The 19,851-nt window shown below is 73.5% G+C and carries 6 protein-coding genes; 5 read left to right on the top strand and 1 reads right to left on the bottom strand.

Features of this window, described 5'->3' with window-relative positions:
- The first annotated feature begins 34 nt into the window (after positions 1-34).
- The 4 genes from ACIBW9_RS34395 (at position 35) to ACIBW9_RS34380 (ending at position 18,598) form a co-directional block, all read left to right on the top strand.
- Positions 35-14,176, top strand: coding sequence for an SDR family NAD(P)-dependent oxidoreductase (locus ACIBW9_RS34395; RefSeq protein WP_398960932.1), 14,142 nt, complete (start codon positions 35-37; stop codon positions 14,174-14,176).
- A gap of 69 nt (positions 14,177-14,245) precedes the next feature.
- Positions 14,246-16,624, top strand: coding sequence for a thioester reductase domain-containing protein (locus ACIBW9_RS34390; RefSeq protein WP_398960931.1), 2,379 nt, complete (start codon positions 14,246-14,248; stop codon positions 16,622-16,624).
- Positions 16,621-17,760: an alpha/beta hydrolase gene (locus ACIBW9_RS34385; RefSeq protein ID WP_398960930.1), complete on the top strand. Its 1,140-nt coding sequence runs from the start codon at positions 16,621-16,623 to the stop codon at positions 17,758-17,760. Before ACIBW9_RS34390 ends, ACIBW9_RS34385 begins: the two co-directional genes overlap by 4 nt.
- A gap of 61 nt (positions 17,761-17,821) precedes the next feature.
- A complete protein-coding gene (locus tag ACIBW9_RS34380) occupies positions 17,822-18,598 on the top strand; it encodes an alpha/beta fold hydrolase (RefSeq protein ID WP_398960929.1) in 777 nt (258 codons plus the stop codon).
- A gap of 5 nt (positions 18,599-18,603) precedes the next feature.
- On the opposite strand, the gene ACIBW9_RS34375 is transcribed toward ACIBW9_RS34380, so the two are convergent.
- Positions 18,604-19,137 (bottom strand): DoxX family protein, encoded by a 534-nt coding sequence (locus ACIBW9_RS34375; RefSeq protein ID WP_115912576.1) that lies wholly within the window; start codon positions 19,135-19,137, stop codon positions 18,604-18,606.
- 165 nt (positions 19,138-19,302) lie between these two features.
- On the opposite strand from ACIBW9_RS34375, the gene ACIBW9_RS34370 reads away from it, so the two are divergent.
- Complete coding sequence (locus ACIBW9_RS34370) at positions 19,303-19,824, top strand: hypothetical protein (RefSeq protein WP_398960928.1); 522 nt, start codon at positions 19,303-19,305, stop codon at positions 19,822-19,824.
- Positions 19,825-19,851 lie beyond the last annotated feature (27 nt).

Below are 19,851 nucleotides of genomic sequence, written 5' to 3'. Positions count from 1 at the left end.
CACCGAGCCCGAGTTCACGAGGACACCTGCCCCGATGCCTGCGAACGAGTCCGTGAAGCAGCCCGCCGAGCCGTCCCTCACCACACCGCAGAGCGTGCGGGCCTGGCTGGTCTCCTCGGTCGCCGAGGCGGCCGGGCTCGACCCGCTGACCGTCGACCCGCACCGGCCGCTCGCGGAATTCGGCCTGGGATCGCGCCAGTTGGTGACGCTGGCGGCGCAGCTGTCCGAACGGATCGGCCGTACGCTGAGCCCGTCGCTGGTCTTCGACCACCCGACCGTCGCAGCGCTGGCCGAGGCGGTGCTCGGCGACGCGCCCGACGTTACGGGGACGGCCGGCCCGATGCGCTCCGACCTGTCCGCGCGGACGGACGACGACATCGCGATCATCTCCATGGCGTGCCGCTTCCCGGGTGGCGCGGACGACCCCGAGGCGCTGTGGCGGCTGCTGGCCTCGGGTGAAGACGCCATCACCGAAGCACCGCCCGGTCGTTGGCACACCCAAGGGCTGTACGACCCCGACCCGGAGGCCGCCGGCACGGCCTATTCGCTGCGCGGCGGCTATCTGACCGGCATCGACCGTTTCGACGCGGCCTTCTTCGGCATCTCCCCGCGTGAGGCCGAGGCCATGGACCCTCAGCAGCGGCTGCTGCTGCAGACCGCCTGGGAGACCATCGAGCGCGCCGGAATCGTGCCCGGCACGCTGAACGGCAGCTCGACCGGGGTCTACGTCGGCCTGTACGACAGCGGCTACCTCGCCTCCGCCTCACTGGGGCAGCTCGACGGCCACGTCGGCACGGGCTCGGCGTCCAGTGTGGCCTCCGGACGCATCGCCTACTCCCTCGGTCTGCAGGGGCCGGCGGTCACCGTCGACACCGCCTGCTCGTCCTCGCTCGTCGCCCTGCATCTGGCGGCGCGGGCGCTGGCGGGAGGCGAGTGCGACCTGGCGCTGGCCGGCGGTGCCTCGCTGCTGGTGACGCCCCGCGCGCACGTCGAGTTCAGCAGGCTGCGCGGACTGTCGCCGTCCGGGCGGTGCAGTCCGTTCTCCGCGGATGCCGACGGGGTGGTGTGGGCCGAGGGCTGCGGTCTGGTGCTGCTCAAGCGGCTTACGGACGCACGCCGGGACGGCGACCGCATCCTCGCCGTGATCAAGGGTTCCGCGATCAACCAGGACGGGCGCAGCCAGGGCCTGAGCGCCCCGAACGGTCCGGCGCAGGAGCGCGTGCTGTGCGCCGCCCTGGAGGCGGCCGGACTGCACCCCGGGGACCTGGACCACGTCGAGACCCACGGCACCGGCACACCCCTGGGTGATCCCATCGAACTCCGGGCGCTGGCCGCCGTCTTCGGGCCCGACCGCCCCGCGGACCGGCCCCTGGGCATCGGCTCGCTCAAGTCCAACCTCGGGCACACGCAGGCCGCGGCGGGCATCGGCGGTGTCATCAAGACCGTGCTGGCCCTCCAGCACGGCGTGCTGCCCGCGACGCTGCACGCCGCCACCCCGACCGAGCACGTCGACTGGCCGGACAGTGGCCTGAGCCTCGTCACCAGCCCCCGTGCGTGGCCCCGCGACGAGGACCGGGTGCGGCGGGCCGGTGTGAGCGCGTTCGGGATCAGCGGGACGAACGCGCACGTGGTCCTGGAGGAGGCGCCGCAGGAGGCCGGCCGGCCCGGCGGCGACGAACCGACGGGGCAGACCCTCTTCCCGCTCTCCGCCCGCAGCCCCGGGGCCCTGCGTGGACAGGCGGAACGCCTCCGGCAGGCGCTCGCCCGGCAACCGCAGCTGCCGCTGTCCGCCATCGCATCGACACTCGCCCACCACCGCACGCACTTCGAGCACCGCGCCGTCCTCCAGACCGCCGGCCGCGACGAACTGCTCGAAGCCCTGCGCGCACTTGCGGCAGCAGAACCGGACCCAGAACTGACAATCGGGCCCCAACAAGCGCTCCGGACCGGCAAATTGGCCTTCGTCTTCCCCGGCCAGGGCGCCCAGTGGGCGGGCATGGCCCGCGATCTGCTCGACAGAGACCCGGTGTTCGCCGACGAGCTCGACCGCTGCGACGCGGCCCTGCGCCCGTTCACCACCTGGTCGGTCACGGCGGTCCTGCGGGGCGATGCCGCCGCCCCCTCACTTGAGCGCGTGGACGTCGTCCAGCCGGTCCTGTTCGCCGTGATGGTCTCCCTGGCCGCCGTGTGGCGGGCGCGCGGCATACGGCCGGACGCGGTGATCGGGCACAGCCAGGGCGAGGTCGCCGCGGCCTGCGTCGCCGGGGCGCTCAGCCTCAACGACGCCGCGGCGGTGGTCGCGCTGCGCAGCCAGGCCCTGACCGAACTGTCCGGCACCGGAACGATGGCCGTCGTCGCCCTCCCGCACACCGAGGTGGAGCCACTCCTCGCCGCACTGGAAGGGCGGGTGTCGGTCGCCGCCGTGAACAGCGGCCGCTCCACGGTGATCGCCGGCGACGTCGAACCACTCGAGACCCTCCTCGGCGACCTCGACCGGCGGCAGGTGTTCGCGCGCCGCCTCGACGTCGACTACGCCTCCCACACCGCCCATGTGGACCCGGTCCGCGCATCGATCCTCGACGAACTCGACGGCGTCATCACCTGTCCGCCGTCCGTCGCCTGGTACTCGACGGTCACCGGCGCACCGGTCACCGACGAGCTGGAGGCCGGCTACTGGTACACCAACCTGCGCGAACCGGTCCGCTTCGGGCCGACCGTGCAGCGGATGGCGGACGACGGCTACCGCTGTTTCGTCGAACTGAGCCCCCACCCCTCCCTGCTGACCGCCGTCACCACTGTGGGCGAGGAACACGGCCACGACCTGGTCGCCGTCGGATCGCTGCGCCGCGACCAACCCGGACCCGCCTGCCTGGACCGTGCGGCCGCCGAACTCCACGTCCAGGGCTCTCCGATCGACTGGCGGCGCCTCGTCCCCGCCACGGGGGCCGCCGACCTGCCGACGTACGCCTGGGACGCGCAGCGCCACTGGACCGAACCCGACACCACCGCGAACGGGCCCGCCCTCTTCGAGCGCACCGCCCACCCGGTCCTCGGCATCCAACTGCAGTCGGCCGACGCCACCCGCTGGACCTTCCGCAACGAGTGGTCCCCGGCCACCGCCGCCTGGCTGCCGGACCACACCGTGTTCGGACAGACGGTGGTGTCCGGCACCACCCTGATGGAGTTGTGCCGCGCCGCGCTCGCCGTCGCTCGCCCTGATGCTCCCGACGACCTCGCCGATCTGCTGCTGCTCACGCCCCTGACCCTGTCCGATGCCGGCACGGTCGAGGTGTCGGTCGAGGTGGACACCTCCACCCCCGTGCCGGAGATCACCGTGCACAGCCGCCCGCGCGGTCAGGAAACGGCGGGCTGGACCCTGCACGCGACCGCTTCGGCGGCCGGACCGGGCCCCGAACCGAGCACGCCTGCGCCCGTGTGGCCGCAGACGGCCGATGAGGTCTGGGGCGAGGACACGTACGAGCGGCTCGCCACGCTCGGGCTTGCCTACGGCCCGGCCTTCCGGGGCGTACGGTCGGTGGCCGCGACCGGCGAGGACGAGCTGCTGGCGCGGCTCGCGCTGCCACCCGTGACCGGGGATGCGACCGAGGCGTACCCGGTTCACCCGGCGCTCCTGGATGCCGCATTGCAGGCGGCAGCCGCCTTCGACACGTCTGCCGGCCGGGCGCTGCTGCCCGTGGCGGTGGGCCGCTGCGTCCTCCCGCCGGGCGGGGCCGGCGAACTGACCGCGGTGGTGCGGCGGACCGGTGGCTCGGGGACGGACCTCGTCCTGGACGTGACGCTGTGGGACGCGGACGGCCTCCCGGCAGGCCGTCTGGAGGGCGTACGGCTACGGGCCGCCGACCCGTCGGACCTGCGCGCGGGCTCGGAACACGCCCGGCACCTGTACGAAGTGCAGTGGACGGCCCGGCCCGCAGCGACCGCCGCAGGGGAGCGGGCGGCCTGGAGGGTGATCGGTGACCGCACGGACCCGGATGTCGAGGGGATCGTACGGGGCCTCACGGCGGCGGGAGTCGAACTGCGCGAGTCGGGTGCCGACACCGTCGTACGGCTGTGGCCGCGCCCGTCGGCGGACACCGAACAGGCAGCGGCAGCAGGCGAGTTGGCGGCCCAAGCTCTCACGGAGGTGCAGGAACTCATCGCCCTCCCGCCCGGCCGGGCGCCCGCGCGGACCCTCTGGGTGACCCGCGGTGCGGTCGCGACCGGCGACGCCGACACCGTGCCGGGCCTGGCGCAGTCGGTGCTGTGGGGCCTGGCCCGTAGCACCCGCAGCGAGCACCCGGACCTCGGACTGACCCTCCTTGACCTCCACGGTGACATTGACGGCGCTCGTGCGGCGACCGCGATGGTTGCTGCCATCACGTATGCCGATGAGACCGAACTCGCCCTGCGCAACGGTGAGTTGCTGGTCCCGCGACTGGTGCGCGCCCGCCCGGCCGACGCCCTGCGGATCCCGGCCGGGGACTGCTACCAGCTGACCGGCATCCCCGCCGAGGTCACCCTGCGCCCGGCGGCGCGTCAGGCGCTCGGGCCCGCCCAGGTGCGGATCGAGGTGCACGCCGTCGGCCTGCGTTCCACGCACATCTCCAGCGCCGGTGTGCTCGCCGAGGTCGGCCCCGAGGTCGAGGGCCTGGCCCGCGGTACACGGGTCGTCGTCCCCAGCGGGGCCACGCCCGGATCCGAGCTGGTTGCGGACGCGCGGCTGGTCGCCGTGGTCCCGGACGAGCTGCCGTTCACGGCCGCGGCCGCCGTGTCCCTCGCGGCCGGGGCTGAGAGACTGGCGGAGGCCCTGCGCGCCGCCGTCCACGCGCCCGTACATCCCCAGGTCTTCCCGGTCACCGCAGCGCGCGAGGCGCTGCGCCGCCGGGAGGTGTCCGGCCGCTCCGTCGTTTTCGACCTCGTCGGCCGCCCCGCTCTCGTGCGCACCGACGGCACGGTGCTGATCACCGGCGGTCTGGGCGCGGTCGGCCGGCACATAGCCCGTCTGCTGGCCGAACACGGGGTTCCCCGACTGCTGCTGACGTCCCGTCAGGGGCAAGCCGACCCGCGGGCCGCCGAGGTCATCGAGGAGCTGGCCGCACTCGGTGCCGACGTCGAGGTGGCCGTCTGCGATGTCGCGGACGCGACCGCCCTGGCCGGTGTGCTCGCCGGCGTCGGCGACACCTTGCCGTTGCGCGGTGTGGTGCACTGTGCCGGAGTCCTCGCCGACGGCGTGATCGCCGAGCTGACTCCCGAACGACTCGCCCAGGTGCTGCGCCCCAAGGTCGACGGCGCAGCCCATCTGCACCGGCTGACGGCCGACCTACCGCTGGAGCTGTTCCTGCTGGTCTCGTCGGCCGCGGGGGTCGTCGGCAACGCCGGGCAGGCCAACTACGCGGCCGCCAACGTCTTCCTCGACCAACTGGCCCACCACCGCAGGGCGCTGGGCCTGCCCGCCGCCTCGATCTCCTTCGGAGCCTGGGCCGGCGAGGGCCTTGCCGCCGAACACGCCGATCTGGAGCGGATGGCCCGCCTGGGCCACCGCGCCCTCACCCCCGAGCAGGGCCGCGCCCTCGTGGAGCTCTCCCTGCGCCGCGGCACCCCGCACCTGCTCGCCTGGCACCTGGACCTGCCCCGGCTGCGCGACAACGCGGCGGCCACCGGCGCCCTGTGGACCTCCCTGCTGCCCTCGCCGCGCCCTGATCGGCAGACCGGCCGCGGACTGGCGGACCGCCTCGCCCGGCTGACCGACACCGAACGCGCCACCCGGGTCCTGGAGTTGGTGTGCGAGGAGGCAGCCCACGCCCTGGGCCTGCCCTCGCCCCGGTCTGTCCGCCCCGAACAGCCGCTGCGGGACCTGGGCATGGACTCCGTGACCGCCGTCGACCTGCGCAACCGCCTCGGCACCCGCATTGGCGTCAGGCTGCCCGCCACCCTGCTCTTCGACCACCCCACTCCCACCCGCCTCGCCGATCACCTGCTGGCCTCCGCGCTCGCACCGGTCGACGGGAAGCGCCGCCCCACCGTGCCGGACGGGCAGCAGGCCCGCACGACGGCGGCCGCGGCCGACGAGCCCGTGGCCGTCATCGCGACAGCCTGCCGCCTGCCGGGCGCCGTCGGCTCCCCGCAGGAACTGTGGCGGCTGGTCGAGGAGGGCCGTGACGCGGTGGGCCCCTTCCCGGCCGGGCGCTGGGACGTGGAGGCGCTCTACGACCCCGACCCGGAGGTCCTGGGCAAGTCGTACGCCCGCGAAGGCGGCTTCCTCGACGACATCGACTCCTTCGACGCGGCGTTCTTCGGCATCACACCGAAGGAGGCTGCGGCCATGGACCCGCAGCAGCGGCTGTTGCTGGAGACGGCCTGGGAGTCCGTGGAACGCGCCGGGATCGTGCCCGGCGAGCTGGCGGGCAGCGCCACCGGTGTGTACGTCGGCATGTTCTCCGGTGACTATCTGGCCGGGGCGGGGCTCGACCAGCTGGACGGCTACGTCGGCACCGGCTCGGCACTGAGCGTGGCCTCGGGCCGGCTCGCCTACACGCTCGGGCTGAACGGACCGGCCCTGACCGTGGACACGGCCTGCTCGTCCTCCCTGGTGGCGGTGCACCTGGCGGCGCAGGCGCTGCGCTCCGGCGAGTGCGACCTGGCCCTGGCGGGCGGGGTGACGCTCATGGTCACCCCGCAGACCTTCGTGGAGTTCAGCCGCCTGCGCGGCCTGTCCCCGACCGGCCGCTGCCGGTCCTTCTCGGACGCCGCCGACGGCGCCGTCTGGGCCGAGGGCGCCGGCATGGTCGTACTGAAGCGGCTGAGCGACGCCCGCCGTGACGGGGACGAGGTGCTGGCCGTACTGCGCGGGACGGCAGTGAATCAGGACGGCCGCAGCCAGGGGCTGTCCGCACCGAACGGTCCGGCGCAGGAACAGGTGATCCGGCGGGCCCTGGAGCTGTCCGGGCTCACCCCGGCCGACATCGACTACGTGGAGGCCCACGGGACCGGCACCACACTCGGCGACCCGATCGAGGCGAACGCCCTCGCGGAGGTCTTCGGCGCCTCGCGCCCCGCCGGGCGGCCGCTGTACCTGGGCTCGCTCAAGTCCAACATCGGCCATGCGCAGGCGGCTTCGGGCGTGGCCGGGCTGATCAAGGTGGTCGAGTCGCTGCGGCGCGGGCTGCTGCCCCGCACGCTGCATGCGGAGACCCCCAGCCGGCATGTGGACTGGGCCGACAGCGGCCTGCACGTGTTGCGGGAGGCGGTGGCCTGGCCGGGCGGCGAACGGACGCGGCGTGCGGGAGTGAGCGCCTTCGGCATCAGCGGCACCAACGCACACGTGATCGTGGAGGAGGTGCCGCCGGTCGAACCGCCCGCCACCGAGGGGCGACCCGCGCCGTCCAGGCGGTTCTTCGTGCTGTCGGCGCGCACCGAGGACGCGGTGCGCGGGCAGGCCGCACGGCTCGCCGGGCACCTGACCGGTGACGTGGCGTTGTCGGATGTGGCTCACACCCTGGCCTGGCACCGCAGCCACTTCGAGCGGCGCACGGCGCTGGTGGCAGGTGACCGGGACGAACTGCTGGCGGAGCTGGAGGAGTTGGCCGGTGGCCGTCGGCCCGTGGTGGCGCGCCGCGAGGAGCCATCCGGCAAGGTGGCCTTCGTCTTCGCCGGGCACGGCGGCCAATGGCCCGGTATGGGCGCGCAGTTGATGACGGACTCGGATGCCTTCCGCGAGGAGCTGCACCGAGTGGACGAGGCGGTCCGCCGAGAGGCGGGCTGGTCGGTCCTGGACGTCCTGCGCGCGCCGGAAGAGCTTGCCCCGCTCGGCCGGACCGAGTACCTGCAGCCGACCCTGTTCGCCGTGAACGCGGCGCTGGCCGCCGCCTGGCGCGCACTGGGTGTCGCACCGGACGCCGTGGTCGGGCACAGCCTGGGCGAGATCGCCGCCGCATACAGCGCGGGCGCCCTGACCCTCGAAGACGCCGTGGCGGTGGTGTGCGGACGCGCCCGGGCGGCCGTACCGCTGGTCGGCAAGGGCGGCATGCTCGCCCTGGAGCTCCCGCGCACCCGCGTGGAGGAGCTGCTGGAGCCATACACGGGGCGGCTGTTCCTCGCGGCGGTCAACAGCGCGCAGTCCACGGCCGTGTCCGGCGACGCGGACGCGCTGAGCGAGCTGCTCGGCCAGTGCCAGGAGCTGCAGATCCCGGCGCGGCGGCTGTCCACCCCCTTCGCCTCGCACACCCCCCTGATGGCAGCGCTGCGCGACGAACTGCTCGACCGCCTCCGCACCGTCCGGGGTACGCCGACCGCGACACCGCTGTACTCGACCGTGACGGCACAGCCCGTGCCGGGAGACCGGCTGGACGCCGGGTACTGGTACCGCAACCTCAGTGAGCCGGTCCGCTTCGGTGACACGATCCGGCGGATGCTGGACGACGGATACCGGTACTTCGTCGAGCTCAGCCCGCACCCCTCGCTCGGCTCCGCCATCGAAGCCGTCGCCGCCGAAGCCGACATCGACGCCGTGAGCGTCGGCTCCCTCCGCCGCGAGGAGGGCACGCTCGACGACCTGCTGCGCAGGCTGGGGGAGTTGTACACGGCCGGACACACCCCCGACTGGCAGGCGCTCTTCCCGGCCGGCCGCCGCGTCGACCTGCCCACCTACGCCTTCGCCCGCGCACGCCACTGGCGCACGCCGGCCTCCTCGGCGGGCGGCCTGTCACCGCTGCTGGGCACGCACATCGAGGCCAGCGACGAGGCCGACCGCCACATCTTCCAGACCGAGATCGACCTGCGCGACGGCCGCTTCGCCTATCTCACCGACCACCGCGTCACCGGCGAGGTCTGGCTGCCCGCCGCGGCCTTCCTGGACATGGCGCTGGAGGCCGCATCGGCCGTGCAGGGCGGCGGCGAAGTGGCGCTGGCCGACGTCAGCTTCGACCTTCCGCTGCGTCTGGACGCGCAGCGGCCGGTGCGGCTGCAACTGGTCCTGCGGCCCGCCGAGGAGGGCTCGCGTCACTTCACCATCGCCTCGGCCGCGGCCTCCGCGCGCTGGGAGCGGCATGTCACCGGGCGTGTCACGCCGGTGAGCGGCGATCGAGCCCTGGACGAGCGCGAAGCACCGGCTGCCGTTCGCGAGCAGTGCGGCCAGGAGGTCGACCCGTCCACTGTGTACGCCCAACTCGCCACCCTCGGCATCGCGTACGGCCCGGCCTTCCGAGGTCTGGAGCAGGGCCGTTCCGGGGACTCGGCCGCGTGGGGAAGGCTTGCCCCGCGGCCCGCCGCCGGCCATCTGCTGCACCCGGCCGTCCTCGACGCCGCCTTCCACACGGCCGCCCTGCCGCACGACACACCCGCAGGCAGGGCCTTCGTACCCGTCGCAGCCGGACGGCTGCACTTCACCGGGCGCAGGACGACTCCCGTATGGACGACATGCCGACTGCGCTCCGTGGACGGCGACCGGGCAACCCTCGACCTGCGCCTGTACGACGAGGACGAGCAACTGCTCCTCACCGTCGAGGACTTCGAGCTCGCCGCGCTCTCCCCACTGGACGGCGCACTGTTCGAGACCCGCTGGCAGCCGCGCCCGCCCGCCAAACAGGCACCCACCCAGGGCAGTTGGCTGATCCTGGCGGACGACACGGGCGTCGCCACCGCACTCGCCGAACGACTCGGCGCGGCTTCGGTGCCCCATGTGATCGCCCACAGGGGCGAGGCATACGAGGTCCAGGGATCCGGCCGGTACGTGCTCGACCCGGTTGATCCGCAGCATCTGACCCGTCTGTTCGACGACGCCTTCGCGGACACGGCACCCGAGCGCATCGTGCAGCTGTCCGCGCTCGACGCCCCCGCGATCGGCGATGCGCGCACCGCGCAGGAGGCGGCGCGGCTGTGCTGCCTGAGCACCCTGCACCTGGTACGGACGCTCACCGACCGGGCGCGGGGCCGGGCGCCCCGCCTGTACACGGTCGTCCGCGGCAGCCAAGCAGCCGGCGACAGCAGCCAGGTGACGCGTCCCGAGCAGGCCCTGGCCTGGGGCTTCGGGCTCGCCCTCGCCCAGGAGCACCCGGAGCTGAGGACCACCCTGATCGACCTGCCGCCCACCGACGGCGTGGACGCCCTGTGGACGCAACTGCGGTACGCCGACGACGAACGCCTCGTGGCGCTGCGTGGCGCGGACCGCATGGTGCCGCGCCTGGCCCGCACCCGTCCGGACGACGGAGCCCGCGACGGCGCCACCCCGGACGGCGTCCACCTGATCACCGGCGGTCTGGGCGGCCTCGGCCGCGTCGTCGCCGAGCGCCTGGCACGGCGCGGTGCCAGCAAGCTGGCCCTGCTGGGCCGCAGCGCGCCGACCTCCGAGGCGGCGGACTGGATCCAGGGCCTGGAGGAGCGCGGCGTCACCGTGCACGTCATCCGTGCCGACGTGGCCGACCGCGCAGGCCTTGCGGAAGCCCTGGACGCCGTACGACGGGAAGCCGGACCGATCACCACTGTCGTGCACACGGCCGGCGTCCTGGACGACGCCACGGTGGCGAACCTGAGCGACGAACGCGTCCTGAAGGTCCTGGCCCCGAAGGTGCTGGGGACCAGCCTGCTCACCGAACTGGTCCCGGAGGCGGAGAACCTCGTGCTGTTCGCCTCCGCGGCCGGCCTGCTCGGCTCGGCCGGCCAGAGCCCCTACTCGGCGGCCAACGCCTTCCTCGACGCCTGGGCCCATCACCTCTCCCTCGCCGGGCGGCGCGCCCTCAGCCTGGACTGGGGCGCCTGGACCGGCGTCGGCATGGTCGCCGCCGACGCCACCCGGGCCACCGAAACCGGCCGCTCGGGCCTCGTCGCCTTCACTCCCGCCGAGGGCGGCGAACTGTTCGACCGGGTCCTGGCCACCGAACGCCGCCAACTCGCCCCCCTCGCCCTGGACTGGGAACTGCTCGCCCTCGACCCCGACGCGGCACGCACCCGCCCCCTCCTCGCCGACCTGGCAACGGTCTCCACGGGCCCGCAAGGCTCCGACGACCTGGTCCAGCAGGTGTTCACGGCGGCCACGCACGAACAGCGCACGGAACGGCTCGAGGCATATGTGCGTACCAGGGTCGGCCAGGTCTCCGGCGGCGCCGTCGACGCCTCGGCCACCACGGCCCTGAAAGAACTGGGCCTGGACTCGCTCATGCTGGTGCGGCTGCGCAACGCCTTCGCCCGCGAGCTGGGCGTCGAACTCCCTTCCGCCGCGGTCTTCTCGGCCACCGACATCCGGGGCCTCGCCCAGGCCCTGGCCACCGCCCTGCCCGAACGCAGCACGGTGGCGCCCCGGCCCGAAGCGGCCGGCGAAGTGCCGGACAGCGAACAGCGCCCGGCCACCCGCGACGTCGTGCGTCTGCTGCGCAGCGCCCGGCCGGACATGCCGGCTGCGGCCCATGCCGTCGGCCTCGCCGTACGGCTCACCCACGCGACCACCCGTGCCACGCTCACCGGCATCCTCACCCGCCTGGCCGCCCGGCACGCGGCCCTGCGCACCGCGATCGTCACCGGAAGCGAGGCAGGCAGGCAACTGCGGGTGGAGCGGGAACCCGCAGGGCCGCTGCTGCGTTGGACGGCCGTACCCGCCGCCGACGAACTCGACGCCGCCGACCGGCTGCGCGAGCTGCTGGAGCCGCCGTTCGACCTCGGGCAGCCCCCGCTGTGGCGGTTCGAACTCCTCGACGGCGGTGAGCGCGGCCAGATCCTGCTGTACGGCGCCCATCACGCGGTCAGCGACCTGCAGTCCCTGCTGCTGGTGGCCGCCGAGATCGACACCGAACTGTCCGGCACCGCCCTCACGGGCACGGTCACCAACCGTGACCTGGACCTGCTGATCGAGGCGCAGCAACCGGCGGAGGGTCCCGGAACCGGTGCGGCGGAGTGGCGCGAGGCCTTCCACGGCAGCGAGCGCCTCGACCTGACGCTCACTCGCCCGCGTCCGGCCGCACGCTCCTACCGGGCCGGCAGCGTGAGCGTGGCGATCCCCGACGGCCTCATGGAACAGGTGTCGGCGGCCGCGAGCAGCCTCGCCGTGACACCCGCCGCCTTCTGCCTGGGCACCCTGACCGTGCTGCTGGCCAGACTGCGGGAACGGGAACGCTTCGTCCTCGCCGTGCCGGTCGACACCCGGATCCACGCCGACGCGTTCGACGCGGTGGGCTTCTTCGGCGTACCGGTGCCCTTCCCCGCCGAGGCGAGGACGCAGGAGCGGATCGAGGACGTGCTGCGCCGCACCGACAGCCGCCTGGAGAAGATCCTCACCAAGGGGGCGATGTTCTCGGACGTCCTGCCGGTGCTGGCCAAGCAGGGCCTGTACCGGCCCGACGCGCCGCTGGTGGAGGTGTACTTCAACTACGTCCGGGCCGCGGGCAGGCTCACCGGCCTGGACGTGCTGCCAGTGGGAACCGGCTACTCCGACCTCGACCTCATGATCACCGTGACACCGGAGGCCGGCCGCATCCGGCTCGACCACAACCTCGACATCCTCGACACGGCCACGGCCGCCGGGCTGGGGGAGGAACTGGTGCGGCTGCTCGCACAGACGGCCGAGGACGCCTCGGGGCCGGTGGGTACGACTCCTGCCGCCCCGCGACCCTCCGTCGCCCTCGCCGCCACCTTCGCCCTCGGCCATCTGCCCCTGATGTGCGAGGCGGCCTTCAACGACGGGGCACGGGACGGGACGGCGACGACCGTCGCGGAAGCCCCGTACCACCAGGTGCTGGCCGGCCTGCGGGATCCGTCCGGTGTCTTCGCCGACCCGGCGACGGCAGTGGGCGTGGTGCTGCTGCGGGCGGCGGACCTGGAGCGGTTCGGGCCGGTGGACGACGCGCTGCTCACCGAGCTGCGCACCGCCTACCCCGCAGCCCTGCGGGCCTTGGCCGAGCGTACCCGTAAGCCGGTGATCGTCGGCTTCCTGCCCGCCGCGCACACCCCGGAGCGCCTGCGGCGCTGGGAGCGTGAACTCGCCGCCGAGCTCGCCGAGTTGCCCGCGACAGCCGTACTCGGCCCCGGCGAGTGGTCCAGCCTGCACTCCGCCGAGGAGCGCTTCGACGAACGCACCGAGCGCCTGGCCCACCTTCCTTTCACGCCCCGGTTCCAGGCGGTCGTCGCCCTGCGCCTGGCCGAGGTCGTGCGGGCCGTGCGCCGCCCCGCGCCGAAGGTGATCGCGGTGGACGGCGACGAGACCCTGTGGGGCGGGGTGGCCGGAGAGATCGGTCCCGGCGCGGTGGACCTGACCGGTCCCCGGGCCCTGCTGGCACGCAGGCTGCTCGAGTGGCGGGCGGCCGGCGCGCTGCTGGTGCTGGTCAGCAACAACGACGAAGAGATGGTACGCGCGGTCCTGGACCGCCCGGACAGCATGCTGAAGCCGGAACACTTCAGCGCGCTGTCCGCAGCCTGGGGCCCCAAGCCGGACCGCCTCGCCGAGGCGGCGCGCACGCTCAACCTCGGCCTGGACAGCTTCCTGTTCCTCGACGACAACCCCGTCGAGATCGCCAAGGTCCGCTCGGCGCTTCCGCAGGTGCTCTCGGTCACCTGCCCGCCGACCCCCGAACTCGAGGCGTTTCTGGGGCGGTTGTGGCCGCTGGTGCCGTTCGCCGCCACGTCCGAGGACGCGCTGCGCGCCCGCTTCTACGAACAGGAACGGGAGCGGGACACCGAGCGCGAGCAGGCCGGCTTCGAGGCGTTCCTGGCGGGGTTGCAACTGGAGGTCGACATCCGGCCCCTGACCGCAACCGACGTACCGCGGGCCGAGCAACTGGTGCGCCGCACCAACCAGTTCACCCTCCACCCGCGCTCCGACGACGGTCTCGACGTCGCTCGCTGGCGCGAGCACGGCGAGGTGTGGACGGCGGCGGCCCGGGACCGGTTCGGTGACTACGGTCAGATCGCCCTCCTCGCCCTGCGTGCGGACGGCGACCGACTCGACGTACCGGCCTGGCTGATGAGCTGCCGCGCCCTGGGCCGGGGCGTCGAGGAACGCCTGCTGCAGTGGCTGGCCGACCGCGCCGAGGACCTCGGCTGCACCAAGGTCAGGCTGACCGCGCGGCGCACCGGACGCAACGCACCGGCCCGTCGGCTGCTGGCCGCCCTGGGTGGGGGAGCGCAGGACGACGAGCACCTGGAGTGCGTGGTCACGCCCGAACACCTGCGGGCGTTCCGTTCCTGGCAGCAGTGACCGGTGACGAAGCAGACAGCACGAGGAGAGGAACCGCGGACGTGGTTGCCGACATGGTGAGGGGCGCTCATGCGTGAGACGAACGAGGACGCGTCGGCGTACGCCGGTCAGCGGGCGACGGCGGAGTCGATCGAGCGCGGCGGAGGCGGTCTGAGTGTGGCCGACCTGCTGGCGAGGGTCGTGCCGGCTGCCGTGCCCGCGCACTCCGCCACCGCCGCGGACGGGCCGCCCGCCATGGATCCGGCCCCGGACGTCGATGTGCTGGCCGCCGTCATCGCCGCGGCGGCCGGCCGCCATCTGCCCGACGGCCGGCTCGCGCCCGACGCCGACTTCTTCGACGCCGGCGGCAGTTCCGTGAACGCGGTGGAACTCGTGGCGGAGCTGGAGGAGGAACTGGGCATCGAGGTCGATCTGGACGAGGTGTTCGCCGACGCCCGCCCCAGCAGCCTCGCCCGCCGCTGGGCACGGATCCCCGGAATCAGAGCCGTTGCCCCCACGGTCAGCACCGCTGTACTGCCGACGGCCGGGACGACGACTGCGCTGCCCGTCCCTTCTCCCCGCACGTCACCGCCTCCGGCCGCAGGGTCGGCCGAGCCTGTCCGCGCGCCGCACACCACCGCCCGCCGTGAAGACCTCGACCAGATCCTGGCCGACCTCGCCCTCGCCGACCGCCTCCCGTTCATCGCCGCTCCCGAGCCGCTGCCGCCCCGCCGGATCCTGCTCACCGGCGCGACCGGCTTCCTCGGCAGCCATATGCTCCTGGACCTGCTGCGCCACAGCGACGCCCATGTGTACTGCCTGGTCCGCGCCGCCGACGAGGCAGCGTCCCAGACCCGGCTCGGGGAGGCCCTGCGCAGCTACCGGCTGCCCTGGTCGAAGGAGGTCCGCCGCCGCATCACCGTGCTGCCCGGCGACATCCGCCGCCCGCGGCTGGGCCTGAGCGAGGAGCGGTGGAACGAGCTCGCGCATGAACTGGACGGCATCGTGGGCGTCGCCGCGGCCGTGGACTTCCTGCGCGGCTACCCGTCACTGCGCGCGAGCAACGTCCTCGGCACCCTCGCCCTGGCCGAACTGGCGGCCGCCGGCCGCCCCAAACCCCTGCACCACATCTCCTCCATCGCCGTCTTCAACGAGGTCGGCATCACCTCCATGGGCGAGGACGACCCGCTGGCCCACGCCGACCGCCTCATCGCGGGCTACGACCAGACCAAGTGGGCCGCGGAGGTCGCGCTGCGCCGCGCCCGCGACCACGGCCTCATCGTCACCGCGCTGCGCCCGGGCGGCATCGGCGGCCACACCAAGACCGGCGCCTACAACCCCCAGGACCTCTCCAGCGGCCTGGTGTCGGCCTTCGGCCGCTTCCGCACCGTGCCCGCCTTCCGATACCTCAACGTCGCCCCGGTGGACTGGGTCAGCCGAGTCGCGGTCGGCGTCATCTGCGAACCGGACGCCTGGGGCTTCGACTACAACCTGACCGGCGTACCCAACACGCTCGACGACGTCGTACAGGACATGGCCCTGGGCGGCATGCACGTGCGCGTCAAGGACTGGGACGACTGGCGCACCGACACCCTGGCCCGCCTGCAGGCCGAACCGATACCCGAACTGACCTTCCTGTCCCGGGTGTTGCAGAGCCCCACCGCACTGAAGCTGTGCGAGGCGACCCTCAAGGGACCGGCGGCCACCGCAGACCGCACCGCCCACCTCGTCGAGGCCCTCGGCCTGCCCCCGGCCACCCGCTACGACGCCCGCGCACAGCTCAAGACGTTCGAGCGGCTGGCAGGCGACGGACTGGCCCGGCTGCCGCACAAGGACGACCAGCCCCACCTCTGGTTCACCGAGACCACCGAGGGCCATCTGGGCCCGGTCGCGGCCGCCGCCGACACGCCCTGCTCGATGGCCCTCACGCTCTCCATCGCGAGCATGCACCAACTCGTCACCGAGCGCCGCATCGACGTTCGCGGACACCTCACCTGCCCGGCCGTCCACCCCGAGCCGCTCACCGTGGAACGCGGCGACGTGTGGATCCGCCCCGAGGAGGGCATCCCCGAACACCACGGCCTGATCCACCAACTCCTGCGCTACCGGCTGCTGTTGCGCGACGCGGACGGCGGCAGCTGGTGGCTGGAGGGCCGCAAGCACGCCCGCGCCCGCCGCGACCTCTGGCGCCAGACCCGAGCCCTGACCGTCGAGATCGGACGCGAGGGTGAACCCGCCCTCCTGGCCGGCGAGTTGGTCGTGCCCGCGGACAGCTACGTACGCGACCAGATCGACGGCATCCAGGTCGACCCCCGTCTCACCGCTCGGGAGCAGCGCGCCGCCAAGCTGACCTGGCTCGCCTGGTTCGGCCTCCAGATGGGCCGCGGCCTGCTCGGCCCCTTCACCCGGGCCGCCGCCGACCTCCTCGACCTGCGCCGCACCCCGCACCCCACGGAGCACAACCGATGATCTTCAAGGCGACCAAACCCGCCACCAGGCCCGCCCTCCGCAAGGTGAGAACCACTTCCGCCCTGCGCCCCCTGCACCACCGTCTCGACCCGCAGCGAGTTGAGGAGATCCCCTTCCACGCCGGGGACGGCATCCGCCTTGGCCTGACCCGCATCGACACCGGCGAGCGGGACCGCCCCGCGGTGCTCCTGCTGCACGGACACACGGCCTCCGCCGACATGTTCCTGCTGCCCGAGATCCGCAACCTCGTCGACGTCCTGCTCGACGACGGCTACGAGCCCTGGCTGCTGGACTGGCGCGGCAGCTGCCGCCTGCCGTACAACGCCACCAGCCGGAAGTACACCTACGACGACGTCGCCCTGTACGACATCCCCGCCGCCGTCTCCCACATCCGCGCCCGCATCGGAGAGGACCGCCCGCTGTTCGCCCTCGCCCACTGCATCGGCGCCCTCACCCTGTCCCTGAGCATGACGGCGGGCCTGGTCCCGGGCCTGGCGGGCGTGGTCGCGCAGGGCGTGTTCCTCACGCCGAAACTCGCCGGCCGCACCTCGCTGCGCATGTCCCTGGCCGCGGAACTCCTGAAGTCCCGCCTCGACCACATCCCCGTCGACTTCCGCACGGTAGGCCTGCGGTCCAGGTACACGCCCCTGTTCGCGCTGGCCTCCCGCAAGGCCGACTGCCCCGACCCCACCTGCCAGATCCTGCACCACTCGGCATGGGGCACCGGCGCCTCGCTCTTCGTCCACGAGCACCTGACCGAGACCACCCACAACCGGCTGGCCGAACTCCTCGGCCCCGCCCCCCTGTGGATCCTGCCGCACCTGCGCCGCATCGAACTGGCCCGCACGGTGGTCCGCTGGCACGACACCGACCACCGCTACGCGGCCCTTCCCCCCAACGCACTGGACGCCGCCGGCCGCATCGACACCCCGCTGCTGCTCCTGGCGGGCAGCGACAACGGCCTCTGGCTGGACTCCCAGCAGCTGTGCCGTGACGTCCTCGCCCGCCGCCACCCGCACCTGGACGTGACCTACACCGAGATCCCCGGCTACGGCCACCTGGACACCTTCCTCGGCCGGGGCGCCGCCCTCGACGTCTTCGGGCACATCCTCGACTTCCTCGGCGAACGCCGGTGACGAGGGCCCCGCCGACCGCTAACGTACTCGCCAGTAACCGCACTGTTCTCCAGGAGGCACGATGCCGCAGCTCGAAGTCGACGGCGCAGCGCTGACGTACGACGACGAGGGCCCCCGCGACGGCGACGGCGTGCCCCTGGTGTTCATCCACGGCTGGACGGCCGACCGGCATCGCTGGGACCACCAGATGACACACTTCGCCGAGAAGCGCCGGGTGATCCGGCTCGATCTGCGCGGCCACGGCGACAGCAGCGGCGCGGGGGTGCCCACCGTCGCGGAACTGGCCGCCGACGTCCTCGCCCTCCTCGACCACCTCGAGGTGGAACGGGCCGTCCTGGTGGGCCACTCGATGGGCGGCATGATCGCGCAGACCATCACCCTCGACCACCCCGAGCGCGTCGAACGCCTCGTGCTGGTCGGCTCCATCGCCCGCATGACCTACAGCCGCGGCCGGGGCCTGCTGATGGCGGCCTCCACGCTCGTCCCCTACAAGCTGTTCGTCGCCACCAACATCCAGCGCGCCTTCGCCCCCGGCTATCCCCGCGAGGAGGTCCGCGCCCACATCAAGGCGTCCGCCGCCACCCCGCGCGAGGTCGTCATGACGCTCTACGGCGCCATGCGCGCCTTCGACGTCCTGGACCGGGTCGGGGAGATCCGCGTCCCCACCCTGCTGATCCACGGCTACCACGACATCCAGCTGCCGGTGCGGCAGATGCTGCGCATGGCGAAGGCCTACCCGGACGCCGAGGTCCGCATCATCGACGCCGGTCACGAACTGCCGGTGGAGAAACCGGCGGAGCTGACCACCACCCTCGAGCGGTTCCTCGCCCGCGGCTGAGGTGATCAGCGGGCCAGCCGGGCCCGGACACCGCCGACGGCGGCGGCGGGCCGGGCCGTGGCCCGCACGGACCGGCGTACCAGATGGGCGTCGCGCCGCAGATCATGGGCGGCGTGCCGACCGCGCCACGCCAGCGAGGGAGCACCCGCGGTGTCGTCGGCGGCGATCAGCAGACCGCCGAGCATCGACAGGTTCTTGAAGAAGTGGATGCGCTGCTGGGCGCGCTCCTCGGGGTCGTCCGCCTCCCAGAAGCGGTGACCCGCGAGCGTCGTCGGCACCAGCGTGGCCGCGATGGCCAGCGCGGCGGGCCGCGGCAGCCGGCCGCTCGCCAGCAGCAGCCCCGCCACCACCTGTACGGCCCCGTTGAGCCGTACGACCTGCTCGGTACGGTCCGGCAGGGCGTCGACCCGCTCGGTGACCGGCTGGACGACGGGTTCGGCCACCGGAGCGACCTCCTCGGGAGCGCGGAGCGTGTTCAGACCACCGGAGACGAACATGGAGGCGAGCATGGGGCGGCCGACCAGACGCAGAAGACTCATGACCTGCTCCAAGGGGTGGGCGCGTGCAGAGACCCACCGGGTTCCCGCGCCGCTGTGGTCGATGCCACGTCACCGGACCGGATGCGGGCATGTCCCTGCCCGAGCCGGCGAGCTACCTTTTTCCCAAGCCCTTGCTCTCCCCACGCAGTACGGACGGCCCCCGCAGTGCTCGCAGACCTCTCTCCGCTCATCGCGGCGACCGCCCAGTGGCTGACCTGCGCCTACCCCTCGGGCGGCGGCGCACTGGCCTCGGCCCTGTGCGAGGTCCAGGCCCGCCAGGCAGTGACGGTCGCGGCCTGGCTGCGCTACCCCACCCCGGTGGACGCGGCCCTGGTCGGCATGGCGGGCCCCGGAGGATCCGCCCGGCTCGACTGGATCGCCGGCGCGGACGACCCGGGCCACCACGACACGGACGCCCACGCCTGGCGCACCTGGGTCGACGAGGTAGTGGCCAGCTGGGCGGCCTGTCTGCTGAGCGACCCGGAACTGGCCGGTCGCGCCGTGGCCGCTCTCGCCGAGGGCAGCCACGCCGCCGGAACTCCTGCCGTGTTCCGGCGCCTGGTGGCCCCCGACGAGAGCGACCGCAGGGCAGCGGCCCTGCTGCGTCACCCCGACCTGCTCGCCCCGGTGACCGCACTTCATCAGGAGCAGCTGATGAGCCTGCTCAGGGCGGGACAGCCCGTCTGAGACCAGGCCGTCCGGTGGCGGTCCGTC

Source organism: Streptomyces sp. NPDC049541 (assembly GCF_044465725.1).
Classification (GTDB): Bacteria; Actinomycetota; Actinomycetes; order Streptomycetales; family Streptomycetaceae; genus Streptomyces.
Note: the sequence above shows the minus strand (reverse complement) of the source record. Positions and strands in the feature narration are given on the sequence as shown.